This window comes from Gottfriedia acidiceleris (assembly GCF_023115465.1).
Lineage (GTDB): Bacteria > Bacillota > Bacilli > Bacillales > Bacillaceae_G > Gottfriedia > Gottfriedia acidiceleris_B.
Genome location: NZ_CP096034.1, coordinates 4,144,132 through 4,164,034 on the forward strand (window position 1 = coordinate 4,144,132; position 19,903 = coordinate 4,164,034).

The following is a 19,903-nucleotide window of genomic DNA, read 5'->3' on the forward strand; positions in this document are numbered from 1 at the left end:
ACTAACTTTAATGTTTTCCCCTTCCTTTTCTCAATAATTAATGCTATTCTCATGGAAGGAATTGAAAGGAGAACTTTATGAAAAGAATACCATATTACTTAGTATTTGGCTCATTTATCCCATATTTATTAATCTTTGCTTTACCTTTTTTACCTGTTTCTGGGAGCTTTAAGGCTGGTCTGATTGCTCTATTAGTTATTCTTGGAGAAGGAATGTTTTGGATTGGTGGAGTATTTGTAGGTAAAGATGTTATGACGAACTATCGTAAAAAATTGAGCCCAGCAAAATGGTTTAAAAATAGAAGAAAGCAAGAAAATTGATGAATAAAGGGATGCTCTCATATAGAGCCCTTTTTTTATGCAAAATATTGGTTGTGGATAGTATGCAACATAATGTTAACTTTGTTGATAAAGTTGTGAACAATGTTTATAAAGTAGTTATTTTTTATTCATGAAGTCATAGGATTCAAATTCAGGTGGATTTTGTGTGTTGATAACTAATAAAACAGGCTGAAAAGTTCGAACTTATACGAAAAATTGTTGATAAAGTTGTGAGCTTAGTTTCTCTAGAAATCTGCAAAAATTTTATTAAAACTCATAATAAAACGCAAAAAACCCACAAAATTGTGGGTAGACAAAGTACAAAAGAACTTATTTGCCTTCTAATTGCTTCCATTTATTTTGTATAACTGGTGGCTCATAGTTTTGCATTAGTTTTAATAGGTCGTCTGCATTTTCTGCAACAACAAATAATGAAAGTGTATTCTCGTTCATAAATCCTTCTTTTACAGCATGTTTAAGTAAATCTAACACAGGGCTAAAGAAGTTATCAACATTTAATAAACCGATTGGCTTATTGTGAATTCCAATTTGTGCCCAACAAATAATTTCAAATAATTCATCGAAAGTACCAATTCCGCCCGGCAGTGCAATAAACCCATCGGACATCTCGTTCATTAAAGCTTTACGCTCATGCATTGATTCAGTCTCAATGAATTGCGTTAGCCCTTTATGGGCAACCTCTCCACGAAATAATCCACCAGGCATAATACCAATGACATTTCCACCTTGTTTTAATACTTCATTTGCGACTTCTGCCATAATCCCCAGTCTTGATCCACCATATATTAAATCAATATTATTACTAGCAAATAAGGCACCTAGTTTTTTTGCTTGAAGACTAAATGACTCTCTATTCCCAAGATTTGAACCAGCATAAACACAAATTTTCTTCATAAAATGTCACTTCCTTCGATGTATTTTACTTTATTTTAACATATCTTTCGATTAGGATTGTAAAGATAAAGTTAACTAATTAATTTTTAGGAGTTGAAAAAATGAATTTAGGTACCATTGGAACAAGCTGGATTACAGAAAGTTTTATCGAAGCTTCAAAGGATAGTAAATTGCTCAATTTAACTGCGATTTATTCTAGAAATGAAGATACTGCGAGAGCATTTGCTACAAAGCACAACGCTCCTAAGTTTTTTACAAATATTGAACAATTAGCAAAAAGTCCTGATATTGACGTAGTCTACATAGCATCACCGAACTCATTACACTATGAACAAAGCATTTTATTATTAAAGAATAAAAAACATGTTATTTGTGAAAAACCAATTTTCTCAACAATAAAAGAGTTAGATCATGCCTTTAAAGTTGCAGAAGAAAATGGAGTTTATTTATTTGAAGCAATTCGTAACTTCCACTCACCAAACTTTACAGCTTTAAAACAAGGTCTAGAAAAAATCGGCCAAATTAGAAGTGCTAATCTGCATTATTTACAATATTCTTCTAAATACGATGCATTTCTTAGAGGTGAGAATCCAAATGTTTTCTCTCCCGAATTTTCTGGTGGGGCATTAGTAGATTTAGGTGTTTATCCAATTTATGTAGTGATTGGTTTATTTGGAAAACCAGCCTCAGTAAATTATACACCTGTTAAATTGCGTACCGGTATTGATGGTAGTGGAACATTAGTGTTAAATTATGAAAACTTCACTTGTAGCATCCAGTGCTCTAAAGTTTCTCAATCTTATATTGAAAGTGAAATTACAGGTGAAATTGGAACTTTAGTACTTGATAAACCATCTCCAATTTCAAAAATTACTTTGATTAACCATAAATCTAAGGAACGAGAGTCATTGGAAGTTAGCCAAGTACCAAATGATATGCTATATGAAATCCAAAATATTACTAGCATTATAAAAGAATCAAATATAACTGAATATGAAAAATTAAAAGAGCTTAGCAAGCTTGTATTAACAATAACTGAATCTGCAAGAAAGCAAGGCGGAATTGTCTTTGGAGTTGAACAAAATTAATAAAAATACCAGTTATCCGATCAATTGGATACTGGTATTTTTTCTTATTACTTATAAAGCATTAGGTTATCAATAAAATAGGCGAGGTATAGATTAGTTATGTAGAAGCTGATTAAAAAGATTAATCAGCTTTATTATTTTTTAGTATACAACAACCCATCCAACCCCTGGCACAAAGTACCATCTTCTACCATTTAGGATATAATAACCTCCATGCCAATAACCTCCTGGTCCAGGGAATCCATGTCCATGTCCATATCCTGGCCCATATCCTTGGCCGTATCCTGGTCCATGTCCTTGGCCGTATCCTGGCCCATGTCCTTGGCCGTATCCTGGCCCATGTCCTTGGCCGTATCCTGGTCCATGTCCTTGGCCGTATCCTGGTCCTTGGCCTTGGCCGTATCCTGGTCCATGTCCTTGGCCGTATCCTGGTCCATGTCCTTGGCCGTATCCTGGTCCTTGGCCTTGGCCGTATCCTGGCACTTGGCCTTGGCCTTGACCTGGTCCATGTCCTGGTTGAGCATACCCTGGTCCAGGATCTCGATTATATAGTTCATCAAAAATCATGTACTCACCACCTAAGTAGAATCATATCCTTATAACTTATTAATTCAGATAATGATATGAGCAAGTACGAAGACATTTAACTCACTTATTTTTTTAATTGATGTTTTTGCCTATAAGTTTAAATCAATCTTATATAAAATACTTACCATAATTTATTATTCAATACATTCTTCAAGTTCTTTATATAAAGCAATACTTTTTAAGTCTAATTCTTCAAGTTCTCGCTGATAATTCTGTAAAATGGTTAGATCATTTTCAAGCAACATTTGTTTATTGATCTCATTGACTGCTTCTTCTAAAGAATAGATTTCATTTTCAATGTCTTCTATCGTTCGCATTTTTGTTTTTATTTTAATCGGTTTCGAATACGAATTTATTTTAATTACTTTTTCTTTTTCTCTATTATTTCGATAGATCGACATTTTTTCTTTTGCAATTTGGTATTCATCAATAAATTCAAAAAGGCCTCCATTGTCTAGCCAATAAATTTTTGAAAATAGCTTATTGATGAAATAACGGTCATGCGAGACAGAAAGAATCGTTCCTTTGAATTTTTCAAGAGCGTCTTCTAATACTTCTCGAGATTCAATATCTAAATGGTTAGTAGGCTCATCTACGATTAATAAATTAATATCTTGATACATAAGTTGAGCCAATCTTAATCTCATTCTCTCTCCACCACTAAGTTGACTTACTTTGCGATAGACCATATAGCCATAAAATAAAAAGCCAGCTAATATATTACGCGCTTCACCTTCTGTAACATGTACTTCTTCTCTAAATTCCTGAAGTACGGTGTGATCCGAATGGACTGGTTCGTAATGTTGTGATAAATAACCAATCTTAACGTTACTACCCAGTTTAATTTTTCCTTCCTCGATTGATGACTGACCTAAAATCATCTTCAATAAAGTTGATTTACCTGTCCCGTTATCTCCTACAATAACCGCTCTTTCGCCATAGTATAATGAAAAGTTAAGCTGGTGAAATAAAACTTTATCCCCAAAAGATTTTGAAAGATTTTCTGCAACAATTACATCTTTTCCACTACGACCAAAATCCTCTAACTGAAATGCCATTTTCTTTTTTTGTAAGACCGGGCGTTTTAATCTCTCAATTCGTTCTAGCGCTTTTTCCATACTTCTAGCTCTTCTGTGCAAACCAGCATTCGGTGGATTTGCTTGATTAGCCCATTCTCTTAAACGCTTAATCGTTTCTTTCATTTTCTGTATTTTCTTTTGCTGCTCTTCATAAGCCTGGAATTCTTTTAGTAATCTTTCTTCTTTTTGAATAACATATTGTGAATAATTCGTATGGTAGACGTTAATTTCTCCATCTTCTAATTCTAAAATATGATTGACTACCTCATCTAAAAAAAAGCGATCATGCGAGATGACAATAATCGTTCCTTCATATTCCTTTAAGTATGAACCTAACCACTCAATAGCAGATAAATCTAAGTGATTAGTTGGTTCATCAAGTAATAGTAAATCAGGTTGCTGTAAAAGAACGATCCCTAATCCAATTTTTGTTTTTTCTCCACCACTTAAAGAAGCAAATTGTTTAGTAAGTAAATCAGTTATTCCTAATCCATTAGCAATTTTCGCAAGTGAAGCTTCCATCTCATAACCACCGTTATTAGTAAACTTCTCTTGTAATGATCCATAACTGACTAGCAATTGTTCTAAAGTACGTTCATCTACTGTATTAGACATTTTTATTTCTAATTGCTTCATTTCATTTTCTATTTTTCGTAATTCTTCAAAAACCGTTAATAAAACATCCCTACTAGTCATGTCATCTGGAAAAACAGGAATTTGGGCTAAGTATCCAGTTTTTAATCCTTTTTTAAAATGAATCGAACCAGTATCAGGTGCTTCTAAACCTGTTAAAAGTTTAAAAATACTAGTTTTACCACTTCCATTTGCTCCAACTAAACCTACACGGCTACCTTGATGTATTTGAAATGATAAATCCGTAAAAAGTGAATTTCCACCAAACATTTTTGAAATTTTATCTATACTACATGCAATCATAATCATTCTCCTTCTATTTCCGTACCAATCCATAGAAAAAAGCCATAGACTAATGAACCCATCCATGGCTTTACATAATGATTTAAATAGAAGCGTGTAATCACACGATTATTTTATCAATTGAAGTCGTAGGAAAGAGTACGTTTTCGTTTTATTTGAGTTGTTAATTTGTTAAAAATGGACAGACCTATCCCGTTAACAGCTAAAAACGCAAATTTTGCACGACAATAATATAAAAATTCTATCATTTGTGCGCAAACCATCTGAAAACGTAACATCTTTTCTACACCTCCTTTTTCGAACTTAAATTTAACTAAATTATAAAATAATTTAACTTTTAGCACAATACCTATTCTATTTGGCTATACTTAAAACTGTGAGTTATTGTTCGCAATTCAAACATAAATATTCAAAAGAAAGAGGAGATAAAAATGAAAAAGATTTTACCTCATATCTACGTTGAAAACTGTAAACAAGAACTTGAGTACTACAAACAAATCTTTGGTGGAGAAATTAAAAACACACAAACCGGCGATGGTATAGAAATGTTCAAAGGGCACGAAGGAAAATACATACATGCAGAATTACATATTAATGAAAACTGTGTAATTTATTTTGCAGATGCTTTTAGACCATTAATAAAAGGTGACAATGTTTGGACAACGCTAGACATGAGTTCTGAAGATGAAATTAATTCAATTTATGAAAAGTTATCAAAAGACGGAGAAATTCATATGGAACTTCAAGATACATTTTGGAATTCTAGGTTTGCTGTTGTAAAAGATAAAAATGGATTTACTTGGGAGTTAAATTATTCTAAGCAAATGTAACTTGAAAAATAAAAGCGAAGAACTTAAATTCTTCGCTTTTCTTATTTCTTAAATCTGAGTTAAGATGATTGGCTCGCCTTTTGTTACAACAATTGTATGTTCACATTGGGCAACTAAACTCTTATCCGGCGTCACAAATGTCCAGCCATCTCCTGACTCGATAATGTGGTCTGCATTTGCAGAGATAAATGGCTCTACTGCTAATACAAGTCCGTCTTTTAATAAAGCTTTATCCATTGGATCGAAATAACTTAAAATATGTTGTGGGCTTTCGTGAAGACTTTTTCCAATTCCGTGGCCTGTTAAATTTTCAATTACATTTAAACCATTTTTAATTGCTTCATTATATACTGCTCTTCCAATTTGGTTTTGCTTTGAACCTGCTTTTGTTTTTTTCATTGCAGCCCAAAATGCATCTTCTGCAACTTTACAAAGCTTTTCTTTTAGTAAGTCACCTTTCCCAACTACGAAAGAGATTCCAGTGTCTGCATAGTATCCATCTAATGCTGCTGACACATCGACATTAACTAAATCGCCATCTTGAAGTACTCGGTCTCCTGGAATACCGTGAGCTACTTCTTCATTAACACTAATACATGTTGTGCCAGGGAAATCATACTCTTTTTGCGGTGCTGAAGTTGCACCATGCTCTTCTAAAACTTTTCTACCGATTTCATCTAATTCTTTTGTTGTCATTCCAACGACAGCTCTTGCCTTCATTTCTTCTCTCGCTAATGCTACGATACGGCCTATCTTTTTTAAAGCTTCTAATTCTTGTTCATTATTGATAATCATTTTACTGCTCCTGATTCTATTTAATAATTTGAATTTCTTTTATTATGCCATAATATTACTATGTTATAGTCTTTTAAGCACTTATACAAGTCAAAAAAGGCAGGATTAAACGCGAAGGTATAGAGACAAGAACGATTTTAAAAGACTAAGGCACTTAAAGATCTCCCCTAGTCTCTATTTAAATTATCTAATTTACTTACCCTTGAAATGTATAATGAACAGATGACTCTAATAATTTTTCGATTCTTACCTTATGATAGGGCATTAATTGATTTACCATTTGAAGATCCATCCATTTATGGCGGACGCGTAAAAGCAGATAAAGTTCAGACACAGAATGAAAATATAACATAGAGATATATTAAAATTTTTCAAACAATACAAAAAGCGTTCTTATAATAAAAAACGCTTTTTGTATTTTTAAATAAAAGACTGAACAATCACACCTTTTCCATCATTTACGTCTACTTCTGCAAATGCTCCATTAATTAGTGTAATTTGAGGTGGCAAATGCCCGCAATCGATATCGTAGATTATTGGGATTGCTAATTCTTCATTTAACTCATTATATACATCTTCTATTGAATAGTTATCTACTGTTTGATTTGCCACACTACGTCCAAATAAAATCCCAGAGCAATTTTCAAACCATCCTGCAAGTTTCATTTGTACTAAAGATCTTCGTAAATCTGTTGTATTCAATTCACAATTCTCGAAATACCAAATGATTGGTTCCTCTTCAATGTATTTACTTCTGAATAATTGAACATCTCCATAAGGGGTTCCGACAAGATGTCTAATCACATCAATACAGCCACCTAGCAATCTCCCTTTGATTTTCTCATCTTTATTCAATGTAGTTTTCCACTTTGTTTTTTCGGACAAATGAAATACATATGGTGTTGGATTTTCATGCTGCCATCTTGCTTGGAACAATTCGGATGAAGTTTGAGTGATGGAGTCACCGGATTTAGTTGCTAACACCTTCTGCCACATAGAAGTTGTTTCATCGGAATATTCTCCTCTTAAATCGATTAAATTCGTTCCATGTGCAGTGGCAATCCCTGTTGTTAAAGTAAATGCTAGTAAAATAATACTCGTATCAGAATATCCTAAAATCCATTTTTCTTTGTAGCTTTCGAATGCCAATTGATCAAGAATCTCGATTGCAAGCTCTCCACCCCACGGCGGAAAAATGAAATCTATTTTCTCATCATTCATCATTAAATTTAATTCATTTGCACGTTTGTTAGCATTCGCAGATTTTGCTTTGTCCTGCGTCCAAACGACCTCTCCACACTCCACTTTGTATCCGTCTCTTTCCATGCGGTTAATGGACTGCTTCATCAATTCGTGGAACTGCTCTTTTAAGCCTGATGATGGAGCGGTCACCCCTATCGTTGCACCACTTTTTAACACTGGATACTTAATCATTTTATCACCCATTTTCTTTTTGTTGATTCTAATAGTCTACGATTGGATATACAACAATAATATCTAAATTATGGATTTTACTAAATTACATACCATTTTCATTTTACTTTCATAAAACTTGTTTACATTATATTTAAATCCAGTAAGGAGGATTATGAAATGGAAATGATGAAACAAAAACAAATAAATAAAACAATAAACTCACCTATAGAAAATATGTTAAAAAAAGTTCCAGAGGTAACAATATTTTTTTGGATAACTAAATTATTAACGACTGGTATGGGTGAAGTATTTTCCGATTATATCGTAAAAACGTTAACGCCAGTAATAGGTGTTGCAGTAGCATTAATTGTCCTAATTCTGTCTTTAATTTTACAGTTTAAAGTCCGTAAATATATACCTAGTATTTATTGGTTAGTTGTTGTAATGATTAGTGTATTTGGTACCGTAGCCGCTGACGTTGTACACGTTGGTCTTGGGGTTCCATATGTGATCTCAACAGTATTTTTTGCAGTCTCGTTGGCAATTATTTTTATGATTTGGTATAAGATGGAGAAAACTCTTTCCATACACAGCATTTACACACGACGACGTGAAGTCTTATATTGGTCAGTTGTTATGGGAACTTTCGCTTTAGGAACTGCTGCTGGTGACATGACTGCATCAACAATGCATTTAGGCTATTTTTCATCAGGTATACTGTTCACAGTTTTATTAGCAATACCCGTTATCGGAAGAAAGTTCTTCAAGCTAAATGAAATTTTCTCTTTTTGGTTTGCTTACATTATGACGAGACCAGTTGGAGCATCATTTTCTGATTGGAGCTCTGTTTCTCAAAAGCACGGTGGACTTGGATTCGGTGGTGGACCGGTTACCCTAGTATTGTCGATTATCATCATTATTCTAGTTGGATATCTTTCTTTTTCAAAGAAGGATGTAAACAATGAACAAGAGGATATCTCCCAATCTACAATCGCATAGTAACTAAAAAAGAAAAGAGCTGATGTTGACTTACTGTCGCCAACAGCTCTTTTCTTTTATCTAAAATTAAACAAGATTGTGTATCGCAATCAATACCAATATAATTCCACTAATAATAGAACTAAATTGTCCAAGCGACCATCCCCCAATTTTCACATTGGCGACTTTTTTTCCTAAAAGGACGCCTAACCAGATTGCCAAAAAACTAAAAATACTGGCCGCTATCGATATTGCAAATGGTGAAAGACCAATTAATCCAACACCTAAACCGTTCGTAAGTGCATTCATTGAAACTGCAGTCCCTAGTATGATTGCTTCAAAACTACTTATATCTCCTGAATGGTCAACATCGGCTTTCTCCGGTGAACTTAAATAATTTGTAACGATATTTGAAACTGATTCGTCATCATTATTTATTATGTTCTGTTTATCTTTTCTAGGAAAAGTAAGTAGAACAATTCTAAGTCCAATTACCAGTAAAAAAAATGCACCGATGACATTCGAAAGTGTTCCTGGAAACACTTTTGAAATATATTGACCTGAAACAATACCTGCTTCACTGAAAATAAACGCTATAATTGAAATAATTAAATTCGCTACTAAACCAACCTTTATACCTCGAATTCCATAAGTTATTCCTACTCCAAAGTTATCAATACTAGATGAAAAGGCAAGAAATAAAACAGTGATCCAAATTGAATAATGCATAGTTTTTGCTCCTTACTTCATCCTTTTTCCGACAAAAGTTATTTGCCTAGCTTTTTATAACCTATGAAGAATTTATGAATAGTCAACTTGTTCAAAGTTTAAAAATTTACTAATAAAAAGATTATGAGAGTATAGACTTTTTAATAAACCTTATAAATATGCTTTGAAACAAAAAGAGGTAAATGAGCTTTTACTCATTTACCTCTTTTTTTCTATATACCGATTTAGATGTTAATATACTTAGTTCATATAATAATATTAATGGAATCGAGACTGAAATATGTGAAATAAAGTCTGGTGGTGAAATACAACATGCCACGATTACTAAGATAAAATATGCATATTTTCTCACTTTCTGTAAATAACTAGGCTTCACAATGCCGATTTTTGTTAAGAACATAATCACGACTGGCATATCAAAAAATGCAGCAAATGGAACGACTAGATTAAAAAGAAAAGAGAAATACTTATCAACAGTGTAGTTTTGTTCAAGCATACCTTGTCCCATTATAGTTAGGAATCTAAGGATATTAGGAAAAACAAAATAATAGCCAATAACTAATCCAAAAACAAACAGAAAAAATAACGCAGGTATATAAAATCCTATCCCTTTTTGTTCAGAAGGATGTAAACCTGGTTTAACAAATAGCCAAGTTTGCCAAGTTGCAACCGGTATCGTAAAAACAGCCGCAAAAACTGCAGATATCGAAAAATAGACCCATAATACATCCCCAGGACTTAGCACGACTAGTTTATCTGTTAAATCCTTAGTTAAGAATTTATAAATTGGTTCTACATAAACGAGCCCAATTATAAATAGAACAATAAAAGTAACTGCTGTAATGATAATTTTTTTACGCAGTTCCTCAAGATGATCGACTACTTCCATTTCTTGATTCATATGAATTCTCCGCTTTGTCATTTACTAGAACAATTGTATTAAATACTTTTTATCCCACTATGATTATTTCAAACAAATACAATTAGTTCAAATTAAAATTTCTTAATACAAAGCATGATATAAAATAGTTGAACTAATGACAGTCAAATGATTTTTAAATACGAATAAATTAGCTATAAAAATTAGCTTAACAATAAATCACAAGTTAACTCTCTTTACCTAATGGAACAACTAGTGGAGTATTAGCAATTGGATCATCTATTATCATGCACTTTAATCCGAAGACTTCTTTAACTAGTTTTGCAGTGATAATCTCCCGAGGCTCTCCTTGTGCAATCACTTGGCCATCCCTCATAGCGATAATATTATCTGCATATCTCGCAGCATGATTCAAATCATGTAAAACAGCAACTAATGTACTCCCTTGTTGATTTAGATCTTTAAATAACTCTAACAAATCAATTTGATGAGCAATATCAAGATATGTCGTTGGTTCATCAAGTAGGAGCATTGGTGTTTGTTGGGCAAGTACCATCGCGACCCAAACTCTTTGTCTTTGTCCTCCAGATAGCTCGTCTACGTATCGATGTGACAAATCGCTCGTATTTGTAAGCTCCATCGCAGACATTACTGCTGCTTCATCTTCATCAGTCCATTGTCTTATAAGACTCTGATATGGATATCGGCCATGTGCAATCAAATTCGCTACCGTTATTCCATCTGGAGCAGTTGAAGATTGAGGTAATAGACCTAGTTTACGAGCTACTTCTTTTGACTTATAAGATGTAATAGCTTTTCCATCTAATAAAATTTGCCCTTCAGATGGCTTTAACAAATTTGAAAGTGTTCGAAGTAAGGTTGATTTCCCACATCCATTTGGACCAACAATTACTGTAAATGATCCTTCTGGAATTTGTACTGAAAGGTTTCTGGATATTACCCGATTATCGTATTTGATTGTAATGTTTTCTGTCCAAAGCCTAGACTCTGTTTTTATGTCCTTTTGACTTTGAATTTCTGCCGCTGTTAACTTCATAATTCATTTTCAACTTCTTTCAATCAGAATATCGTAATACTTGAAACCCCTTGCGAGAAAGGTCCTACCAAACCGGTACTTTTTTGTTTCGTTTAAGCTGCTGATCGGGCTTGACGAAATAATAGCCAAACTAAGTATATTCCACCCAATGATAAAGTTACTACACCTACGGGAAAAATTGTTCCTGGAATTACTCTTTGCGCGAGAACATCCGCTCCAAGTAAAAGAAACGCTCCCATCATTGCTGCTGGTAAAATACTCTCCTCTGATTTGGTGATACGTTTAGCGATTTGTGGTGCAACAAGTGCCACAAAACTAACTGGCCCAATAACCGCAGTTGGAGCAGCCGTCAATGCAACTGCAATAAGAATCAGTAATAGTTGGGATCGTTCAATTCGAACACCATGAGATTTCGCAGCATCCATGCCGAACTCCATTTCACGCAATGGTCTGTTCATGATGCCAGCGCAAATAATGAGAATAATAACAGCAATTGCTGGAGGAACTACTTGTTTCCAATCAATCCCATTTAATGATCCAACTCCCCAAGCTGCTGCAGTTAACGCAACCTCTGCATCACTTTTAATAAGAAGCATCGAATTGATACTTCCTAAGATCGCCGAAACGGCTATTCCGACGATAATAAGGCGAAAGTTCTGCGTTCCTTTTCGAAAAGCAAGCAAATAAATAAGGAGAGCAGTTGCAAATCCACCAATCAAAGCCCCGCCAGCTATAGTAATATTAGCAGTCGACTTAGAGACAAGAAGCACAATAAGTGCGCCAGTATAAGAGCCTGAGGTAAAACCAATGATATCAGGAGACCCTAATGGATTGCGAGTGATTGATTGAAAAATCATGCCACTTATTGCTAAACCTGCTCCAAAAACAATCGCAGCCACCACTCGTGGTAAGCGCCATTCGACTACAACAGTTCTCGTCATCCCTGTCGCTTGGCCAATTAAAGCAGAAAAAACTTCATGAACACTCAACTTCAGTGTGCCTACCATTAATGCAAACATTGCAATGGCAATCGTGGCTATAAGAAGGATTGCTGTAACAATCATGCTCCTCACATCAATTCGTGCCTTTACAGGCCATTTCAGTTGTAGATAGTGCCTGCCATAATTAATGGGACGCATAATATTCACTCCTTCTTACATTCAAACCTTTGCCACAAACCATTTTCATTTTATAATCCACTCGCTTTACGTCTACGAACAAGAATCAGTAAAATCGGTGCACCAACTAGTCCCGTGATGATTCCTACTGGAACTTCTGAAGGTAACAATACAACTCTACCAATAATATCTGAAAGGATGAGTATGATCGGTGCTGCTACTATTGAGTATAGAAAAATCCAAAATTGGTCTGGACCGACGAACCAACGTACACAATGTGGCACCATTAAACCGATAAAACCAATTGGTCCAGCTATCGCAGTCGCCCCGCCAGCTAATAGTGTAATTGCAATCAAACCTATTGCACGAGTCACAGCAACATTTACGCCTAAAGATGATGCACGATCATCTCCGAAGGCAATTGCGTTTAAGGCAGGAGTGATGACAAAAGCTAATAATGCACCAACGATTAAAATGGGTAGAACAAGCCAAAGATCATCGAGACTTCTCCTAGCTAATGTCCCTACACTCCAGTTCAACATTCGTGCAAATGCCTTACTATTAATTAATGTTAATGATGTCGTAATCCCACTTAAAGTGGCACCAAGTGCTACCCCAGCAAGTGTAATTTGTAAAGGTGTAGGAGCCTTTTTACCAGCTCCTCCACTTATAACATACACAGCTATTGTCGCAATTAATGCACCAGCAAGTGCAAACCACATATAAGCAGACATCGATGTAACAGAAAATACACCTACTCCGATCGCAACTGCGAAGGCTGCCCCAGCATTTACGCCAAGAATACCGGGGTCTGCTAGTGGATTTCTAGTCAGTACCTGGATTAATGCTCCAGCTAGACCAAATGCAGGACCAACGATTAGAGCAATAAGTGTTCTTGGTATCCTAGTATTATGAATGATTGTGTGGTCATAGCTATTGTTTGGTGAAAACAACGCATCCCATACTACTCGAAAAGGTATGGATTTAGCACCGATCATTAAACTTAAGAATACTATGGCTACCAAAAGTAAAAGTGCTACGATGAAGCCCAAAAATCGTTGCAACCGCATTGAAGTAATTGTCTTTTTATTTTCCCCAACTACTTGAGTCGTTTTGTTTTTTGGTTGCTTCATCGCTGTCACTGTTTTACTCCCCACCTTCTACTGCTTTTTTAAACTGTTGTGGTAAATTATCAATTGCCCATAATAATGCAGGCACCGTTCCTGCAGAGAATGCGTTTGTTGAATTTGTATCAAGTATAATTGATCTACCATCTGCTACAGAAGGAATCTTCTGATAAAGTTTATTATTTGTTATCTCTTTTGGATCAACAAAAATAGGTAAAATAATCGTAAGATCAGCATTTAATAAGTCTAACTTTTCGTCAGCAACTTTTATAAAGAAATTACCTTTAGCTAATTTTTCAATCTCTTCCTTGTTTTTGAATCCAAGTCGCGTTACAAAATCAACACGAGAATCGCCTTTTACGTATGCACCAAAACCTGAAGAATCGTAAGCACCAACTGCAACCGTTTTACCTGCAAATTCAGGATTTGCCTTAGCCGCTTTATCAAATGCCACATCTACATCCTTAAGTAGTTGTTCACCTTTCTCTACTTTACCTAGGGCTTGTGCAATCATTCGAACCTGGTCTGTAGTTGTCGTTAAATAATTATCTCCACCCTTAGGAACCCCAACCGTTGGAGCGATCTCTGAAAGGCGTTTGTATCGTTCTTCATCACCTGAAGATTTTACATCAAGAATTAAATCTGGTTTAAGAGAAGCAATTTTCTCATAATCAAGTTCCATTGTTCCAAGAATAGTTGGTGATTTTTTATATGCACCTTTTAACCAAGGTCCCACACCGTCACCACCAAAAGCAAGCCAGTCACTTGCACCAATTGGTTCAACTCCAAGACTTAGTGCCGTCTCTGCATCTCCCCAACCTAGAGCAACAACACGTTTCGGATGCCCTTTAATCTCCACTTTGCCGAATTTAGTATCAACTGTGACAGCAGATTCATTTGAAGACTTCTTATCAGACTTTTTACTTGAATCTGACGAACAGCCAACTAGACCAATCAATAAAAATAAAGACATGACAATCCCAAACAATTTGGGCATTTTGATATTGTTAATCATTTCGTTCTCTCCTTAATTAACATTGAAGTTGATAATCATTTTCAACCATTAATTATACTAAAGCAACTTTTATTGTCAATCTTTTTCCGACATTGTTACAGAACTTTCAGAATTATTTACTTATCAACTTTAATCATTTAATTAAGTGACACTATTCTTATCTTCTATTTTTTTACAACGTTATGTACTTTAGCATTAACTTTTTATTTTATATCATTATATCATAATAACATTTTTAAAAATAAAAGAATTAAAATTTGCTAAAAAGGCTCCTGATAATCTATAGAAGAGAATTACATAATTCAGTATTATGTAAAAACAAAAGTCAGTAGCTTGTCGGCCACTGACTTTTAAAAACTATCGAACCCTTAATATCGTTACTTTCCTTGCTTAAGTTTAATGAAGTTTTCTTGTAGCTGCTCTAAACGCAACCTACCTTGTTCACGTTGAATTTTATTTTCTTCTTCAATTGCTTTCGTTTCTTGCATACCCTTCATAATGATATTCCAAGTTTCTTCCATCGTCTCAATCTTAATGCTAGGAGATCCTGATAATCTAGCAATATCCACACTTTGCTGTGAAATTGTATTGGCATTACGTAATAATAATTCGTTTGTTCTCTTGTCTAATTCATTCATTGATTGAGCTACTAAATTTTGTCTCTTAGCTGCTATTGCATTAATTAACGCAGTTTTAAAAATTGGAATTGTAGTTACAAATGCTGAGTTAATTTTACCAATCAGTTTAGTATTACCACGTTGTAATAAACGAATTTGCGGAGCTGATTGATAAGCAACTTGTTTTGCCATTTCTAAATCGTAAGTACGTTGTTCAAGTAACTCGATCGCATTTTTTAAAGAATCTAACTCCATCATAGCAAGCTGATTTCCTGATCCAGCTCGTTCAGTTAAAGCAGGAAGCTGTGTTTTTAACTCATCTGCTTTCATTTCTGCAGCTACAATATATTTTTCTAACTCCATATAATATGCGACGTTTTGCTCATAAAGTTGTTCTAATGTATTTGTGGATGTTTTCATTTCGTGTTCATACTTTGTAATTTCTATATAGACTTTATCAATTTCAGTACCCATTGATTGATATTTATCAAATAATTTATCAATTAACTTTTGACCACGATTAAAAATTTTTGAAAGAAACCCTTTTTCTTCTGCAAAATCTTTCGCATCAAAGCGGTCCATAATTTTCCCTAATTGTTTTAATAGAACGCTAGATTCTTCCATACTTGAAGCCTTAATTGTATTTAATATTTTACCTGAGAAGGTTGAAATTTCAGTTGCTGGTTCCTTACCGTACTCCAATAAAGCGATTTGGTTTTTATGGTCAATTGAACTTGCTAGACGGTGTACTTCCGGTTCATTTCTTAATTGCAATTTCATATCATTTGCATTCGCTTGTAAAATTTCATCTTGCTTTTCTAAACTAGTAAGTGTATTTATAGACATTTTAAGTTCCCCTTTTATTTAACTATTTTTCTAAATAGATTTTTAATTAGTGACTGTCCTGATGCTCGCAACACTTGAAATTCAGTATCAAAAGTAACTTCATCTAGCCAATGGGAATCGAATAATTTGTCATCTATGAATAATTCGATATCATTCTGACCCGTCGGATTAAGTAAAACTAGATCCACTCCAAACTCATTTAATAATAGCAGTAGTGCTGCGTCGTTTCTATTTAGTTCACCATCTCTTTCTGTATTGTAAATAATCAATTTTGGAACTTGTTGTGTATAATCAAACTGTTGTAGTAATCTTAATATTTCATTTGGTATATTCATAGATTGGCTAAATAAAAATAGTTGAGTCTGAGCCTTTGTTTCATTTGATAGCGACTTAATATTTGCTCGGTCAACATATCTAGATATAGCAGAAGCTAGACCAAACTGTAATCCGCTTGGAAGTTCTTTATATCTCCACCAGTTACTAGCCAACATCTTATCGGGGTCAAGCAGCCCATCACGCCCTAAAGCATTTTGATAATGATATTGTTGGTTTCCTTTAACTAATTGGGTAAATGGAAATTTATCTATTTTAAGTGTTAAATTGCTTTCAGTTAGTTGGCCAATCTTTTCCCAATATTCACGGTGGTTTTTCGTCACACCTAAAATCTTCATAAAGAAAACCGGTATTTCAACACTATTTTCTTTTACTTGAAAATTAGGACGTAACATTGCTCTTTCTTTATGTAAAATGAATAGTTCATCAAAGGTTGTTTTTAACGTAATTGATCTTGGAGCATAATTCCTAAATTGCCATGGTTTAAATAATAGTGAATCCTCTGTATGCAATAATTTCTCAATTTCCTTTGTTGCTCTATGGGCAACTGTACTCTTCCTAACTGGCTTTTCTAGTGGAAAAGGCACTAAAGATGTCGTTGAAGGTAGTATTTTAATTCCGTCGCTTTTGGTACCTAATAAATGAGATAATGAATCTTTTCCTTCAGGATGAAATATAGCAACATCAAAACCTAAAAGGATTAGCAAGTAAAGGAAATAACATTCACTTAGCGTTGTGTCACCATACCATAAGATAAGTGGAGAACTATTAGGAAAACAATCAATCCATCTATTCACATGGTTATGTAACCATTTCACTAGATCAACAATGATCCTTCTAAAATTGCTATCAAGGAATCCATTTTTATGTGAATCTTTAAAGATAGATAATACGGATTTAATTTGCTCTCGAATATGTCTATGTATGTTCTGATTTTCGTGCTTCGGAATTAATCGCTCACCTTCAAGGAATGCAATTAGTCTGTTCACTGACAATCCATTTTCAGCAGTGTTTATTGTTACTATTCTTTGAACCGCTTGTAACATATCATTTGAAATTGTCTTGTTTAAATCTTCGCTTAACAAAATGACATTTAAAGACTCATCATGTACTAGTTCATATAAATTTTCAAAATACTCATCTTCATCAATGTTTGTGCCTAAAATTCTCCATGCAATTTGATTAAACTGTATGGTTTCTCCTACTACTTGATAAGATTTTCTCAATTTAGAAGGTTGTTTCAAGATACTCAACCATTCTTGTTGATTAATATCCATGGCTTTTGGGTTGATCGCAGACATAAAGATACTCCTTTCCGATGTCATTATTTCATTTTTGGTTGTCCGAAAACTGCTAACATACCTTCACGAGTTACTACCCAAGACGAACCAAATTTACGTATCGTACCATCTGGAAAATCATTTATTCGTTTCCGTAATGTTGAGTCATTGATCCCCCATTCTTGACACGCTTGACGCGAACTAAGTAAACTTGGATCATTTAAATTTATCGTATTACTTTGTTTATTCAAAATCCCACCCCGAACTTCCAAATAATGCAACATTACATATGGAAAACATTTTAAACTTACATTACAATCTAGTACATCTTTAGAAATCATTTTCTAAAGATGTACTAAACGATAAGAAAGAAGTTTTTTGATTATGTCCATATAAAAAGGGGAAATACACACACTTTCCCCTTTTAACTATTAACCTACTTTATTTGTTAGGTAAACTTAAGCGTCTAAGCCGTAATCTCTAACAAGTGAAATTAAACCGCCTTGGTAGCCGCTACCGATTGCATTAAATTTCCATTCGCCGTTATGACGATATAATTCACCAACTACTACTGAAGTTTCAATTGAGAAATCTTCACCTAGATCATAACGAATTAATTCTTCACCATTCGTTTCATTTAAAATACGAACATAAGAGTTGCTTACTTGTCCAAAATTTTGGTTACGTGCTTCAGCATCATGAATCGTAATAGCAAATGCGATTCTTTCTACAGTAGCAGGAACGTTTGTTAGATTAACTGTAACTTGCTCATCGTCACCATCACCAGCGCCAGTTCTGTTATCTCCGTGGTGTTCAACTGATCCATTTCCACCTACTGTATTGTTGTAAAATACGAAATCTTTTTCAGTAGCACATTTACTAGCTCCATTTAATAAAAATACTGATGAGTCTAAGTCAAAGTCATTACCACCACTGTACTTATTAGTGTCCCAGCCTAATCCAACAACAATATTCGTTAAACCAGGATTTGTTTTTGTTAAATCTACCTTTTGTCCTTTTAATAAATTTACTGTCATTTTAAATGCACTCCTTTTCAATTATGTTTTTTATTTATTGAAAACGTTGAACAATTTTATCTAATGCTATATCTTTTGTTCCCTCTCCAACTGCAGAGAACTTCCACTCACCATTATGGCGATAAATCTCACCAGGGTATAACGCAGTTAATCCTGAATAATTATCAGTGATATTGTAGTTTACTAACTCAGCGTTTGCTGATTTGTCTACTACTCGAATAAATGCGTTTTTAATCATACCGAAATCTTGCTTACGTTGAACACAAGCATAGATATTTACAACAAATACAAGTTTATGTACATAAGATGGAACCTTATTTAAATTAACAAATACTTGCTCATCGTCACCGTTGCCATCACCTGTTAAATTATCACCAGAATGTATTACGCTGCCGCATAAGCTTTTTTTGTTTCCAAAATAGATTACATCACTTGCACTTCTTAGCTTGTCATTTTCATCTAACATTAAAACAGAAGCGTCACAGTCAATGTTTTCTTGTTTACCAAATCCGAAGAAACCACCACTTTTTTTCACTGGATCCCAACCTAAACCTACAATTAAAGAGGAAAGTCCCGCTCTTCCTTTTGTAAGGTCGACTTTTTGACCTTTTTGTAAAGAAATTGCCATATGCTATTAACACTCCTTTTCATGTATTAATCACGCTTGCGTGATTTATAGTTTCATATTATCATATAAACTTTGAAAATACTATCAACAACTTGGTGAATTGTGGAATATGGTTACATTTCTTGTCACAAAAATCATTTGGTGAGCTTTTCTTGAGTAGCCTCGTAGATTGTTTATTTAGCTTAATGGGATGCAAGATCAAATGAGAATACCTCCAAAGATCTTACCTACTTTTGCAATTAAAAGGGGGCCGCCCTTATGTCAGTTATCCTGACTTATGAGACAGCCCCA

21 protein-coding genes are annotated in these 19,903 nt (G+C 34.3%); 4 read left to right on the forward strand and 17 right to left on the reverse strand.

Going from position 1 to position 19,903, the window contains the following annotated elements:
- The first annotated feature begins 77 nt into the window (after nt 1-77).
- Nucleotides 78-320, forward strand: a complete 243-nt coding sequence (locus MY490_RS19695) for a transporter suffix domain-containing protein (protein WP_025671225.1) — start codon at nt 78-80, stop codon at nt 318-320.
- A gap of 330 nt (nt 321-650) precedes the next feature.
- On the opposite strand, the gene MY490_RS19700 is transcribed toward MY490_RS19695, so the two are convergent.
- Complete coding sequence (locus MY490_RS19700; RefSeq protein ID WP_248267169.1) at nt 651-1,235, reverse strand: LOG family protein; 585 nt, start codon at nt 1,233-1,235, stop codon at nt 651-653.
- Between the two features lie 101 nt (nt 1,236-1,336).
- Here MY490_RS19700 and MY490_RS19705 point away from each other — a divergent pair, with 101 nt between their 5' ends.
- On the forward strand, nt 1,337-2,323 hold the full coding sequence (locus MY490_RS19705) for a Gfo/Idh/MocA family protein (protein ID WP_248267170.1): 987 nt from the start codon (nt 1,337-1,339) through the stop codon (nt 2,321-2,323).
- Between the two features lie 141 nt (nt 2,324-2,464).
- Here MY490_RS19705 and MY490_RS19710 read toward each other — a convergent pair whose 3' ends face one another.
- The 3 genes from MY490_RS19710 to MY490_RS22260 all read right to left on the reverse strand — a co-directional run bounded on the left by MY490_RS19710 (nt 2,465) and on the right by MY490_RS22260 (nt 5,204).
- Nucleotides 2,465-2,890 carry a hypothetical protein gene (locus MY490_RS19710; RefSeq protein ID WP_248267171.1) on the reverse strand — a complete coding sequence of 142 codons (426 nt, stop codon included), beginning with the start codon at nt 2,888-2,890 and terminating at the stop codon, nt 2,465-2,467.
- 155 nt (nt 2,891-3,045) lie between these two features.
- A complete protein-coding gene (gene abc-f, locus MY490_RS19715; protein WP_248267172.1) occupies nt 3,046-4,926 on the reverse strand; it encodes a ribosomal protection-like ABC-F family protein in 1,881 nt (626 codons plus the stop codon).
- Between the two features lie 116 nt (nt 4,927-5,042).
- Nucleotides 5,043-5,204: an RAxF-45 family protein gene (locus tag MY490_RS22260; protein ID WP_348983775.1), complete on the reverse strand. Its 162-nt coding sequence runs from the start codon at nt 5,202-5,204 to the stop codon at nt 5,043-5,045.
- 153 nt (nt 5,205-5,357) lie between these two features.
- Between MY490_RS22260 and MY490_RS19720 the strand changes: the two genes are divergently transcribed.
- On the forward strand, nt 5,358-5,756 hold the full coding sequence (locus MY490_RS19720; protein WP_248267173.1) for a VOC family protein: 399 nt from the start codon (nt 5,358-5,360) through the stop codon (nt 5,754-5,756).
- 48 nt (nt 5,757-5,804) lie between these two features.
- Here MY490_RS19720 and map read toward each other — a convergent pair whose 3' ends face one another.
- Nucleotides 5,805-6,551 (reverse strand): type I methionyl aminopeptidase, encoded by a 747-nt coding sequence (map, locus tag MY490_RS19725; protein ID WP_248267174.1) that lies wholly within the window; start codon nt 6,549-6,551, stop codon nt 5,805-5,807.
- 420 nt (nt 6,552-6,971) lie between these two features.
- Nucleotides 6,972-7,985: a S66 family peptidase gene (locus MY490_RS19730; RefSeq protein ID WP_248267175.1), complete on the reverse strand. Its 1,014-nt coding sequence runs from the start codon at nt 7,983-7,985 to the stop codon at nt 6,972-6,974.
- A 159-nt stretch (nt 7,986-8,144) separates the two neighbouring features.
- Between MY490_RS19730 and MY490_RS19735 the strand changes: the two genes are divergently transcribed.
- The gene (locus MY490_RS19735; RefSeq protein ID WP_248267176.1) at nt 8,145-8,966 is read left to right on the forward strand and encodes a COG4705 family protein; all 822 of its coding nucleotides are present in this window, start codon (nt 8,145-8,147) and stop codon (nt 8,964-8,966) included.
- A gap of 66 nt (nt 8,967-9,032) precedes the next feature.
- Here the strand turns inward: MY490_RS19735 and ytaF are convergent, their stop codons facing one another.
- The 11 genes from ytaF to MY490_RS19790 all read right to left on the reverse strand — a co-directional run bounded on the left by ytaF (nt 9,033) and on the right by MY490_RS19790 (nt 19,612).
- Nucleotides 9,033-9,674, reverse strand: a complete 642-nt coding sequence (ytaF, locus tag MY490_RS19740) for a sporulation membrane protein YtaF (RefSeq protein ID WP_248267177.1) — start codon at nt 9,672-9,674, stop codon at nt 9,033-9,035.
- A 190-nt stretch (nt 9,675-9,864) separates the two neighbouring features.
- A complete protein-coding gene (gene tatC / locus MY490_RS19745) occupies nt 9,865-10,575 on the reverse strand; it encodes a twin-arginine translocase subunit TatC (protein ID WP_248267178.1) in 711 nt (236 codons plus the stop codon).
- A gap of 205 nt (nt 10,576-10,780) precedes the next feature.
- The gene (locus tag MY490_RS19750) at nt 10,781-11,611 is read right to left on the reverse strand and encodes an ABC transporter ATP-binding protein (protein WP_248267179.1); all 831 of its coding nucleotides are present in this window, start codon (nt 11,609-11,611) and stop codon (nt 10,781-10,783) included.
- A gap of 92 nt (nt 11,612-11,703) precedes the next feature.
- Nucleotides 11,704-12,750: a FecCD family ABC transporter permease gene (locus MY490_RS19755; RefSeq protein WP_248267180.1), complete on the reverse strand. Its 1,047-nt coding sequence runs from the start codon at nt 12,748-12,750 to the stop codon at nt 11,704-11,706.
- A gap of 50 nt (nt 12,751-12,800) precedes the next feature.
- A complete protein-coding gene (locus MY490_RS19760; RefSeq protein ID WP_248269436.1) occupies nt 12,801-13,862 on the reverse strand; it encodes a FecCD family ABC transporter permease in 1,062 nt (353 codons plus the stop codon).
- A 13-nt stretch (nt 13,863-13,875) separates the two neighbouring features.
- The gene (locus MY490_RS19765; RefSeq protein WP_248267181.1) at nt 13,876-14,871 is read right to left on the reverse strand and encodes an iron-siderophore ABC transporter substrate-binding protein; all 996 of its coding nucleotides are present in this window, start codon (nt 14,869-14,871) and stop codon (nt 13,876-13,878) included.
- Nucleotides 14,872-15,248: 377 nt separating this feature from the next.
- The gene (locus tag MY490_RS19770; RefSeq protein ID WP_248267182.1) at nt 15,249-16,334 is read right to left on the reverse strand and encodes a toxic anion resistance protein; all 1,086 of its coding nucleotides are present in this window, start codon (nt 16,332-16,334) and stop codon (nt 15,249-15,251) included.
- Between the two features lie 14 nt (nt 16,335-16,348).
- Nucleotides 16,349-17,968, reverse strand: a complete 1,620-nt coding sequence (locus tag MY490_RS19775) for a YceG family protein (protein ID WP_248267183.1) — start codon at nt 17,966-17,968, stop codon at nt 16,349-16,351.
- Between the two features lie 23 nt (nt 17,969-17,991).
- Nucleotides 17,992-18,198, reverse strand: coding sequence for a helix-turn-helix domain-containing protein (locus MY490_RS19780; RefSeq protein WP_025671239.1), 207 nt, complete (start codon nt 18,196-18,198; stop codon nt 17,992-17,994).
- 207 nt (nt 18,199-18,405) lie between these two features.
- Nucleotides 18,406-18,984 carry a TerD family protein gene (locus MY490_RS19785; protein ID WP_248267184.1) on the reverse strand — a complete coding sequence of 193 codons (579 nt, stop codon included), beginning with the start codon at nt 18,982-18,984 and terminating at the stop codon, nt 18,406-18,408.
- Between the two features lie 34 nt (nt 18,985-19,018).
- Complete coding sequence (locus MY490_RS19790) at nt 19,019-19,612, reverse strand: TerD family protein (RefSeq protein WP_098428579.1); 594 nt, start codon at nt 19,610-19,612, stop codon at nt 19,019-19,021.
- Nucleotides 19,613-19,903 lie beyond the last annotated feature (291 nt).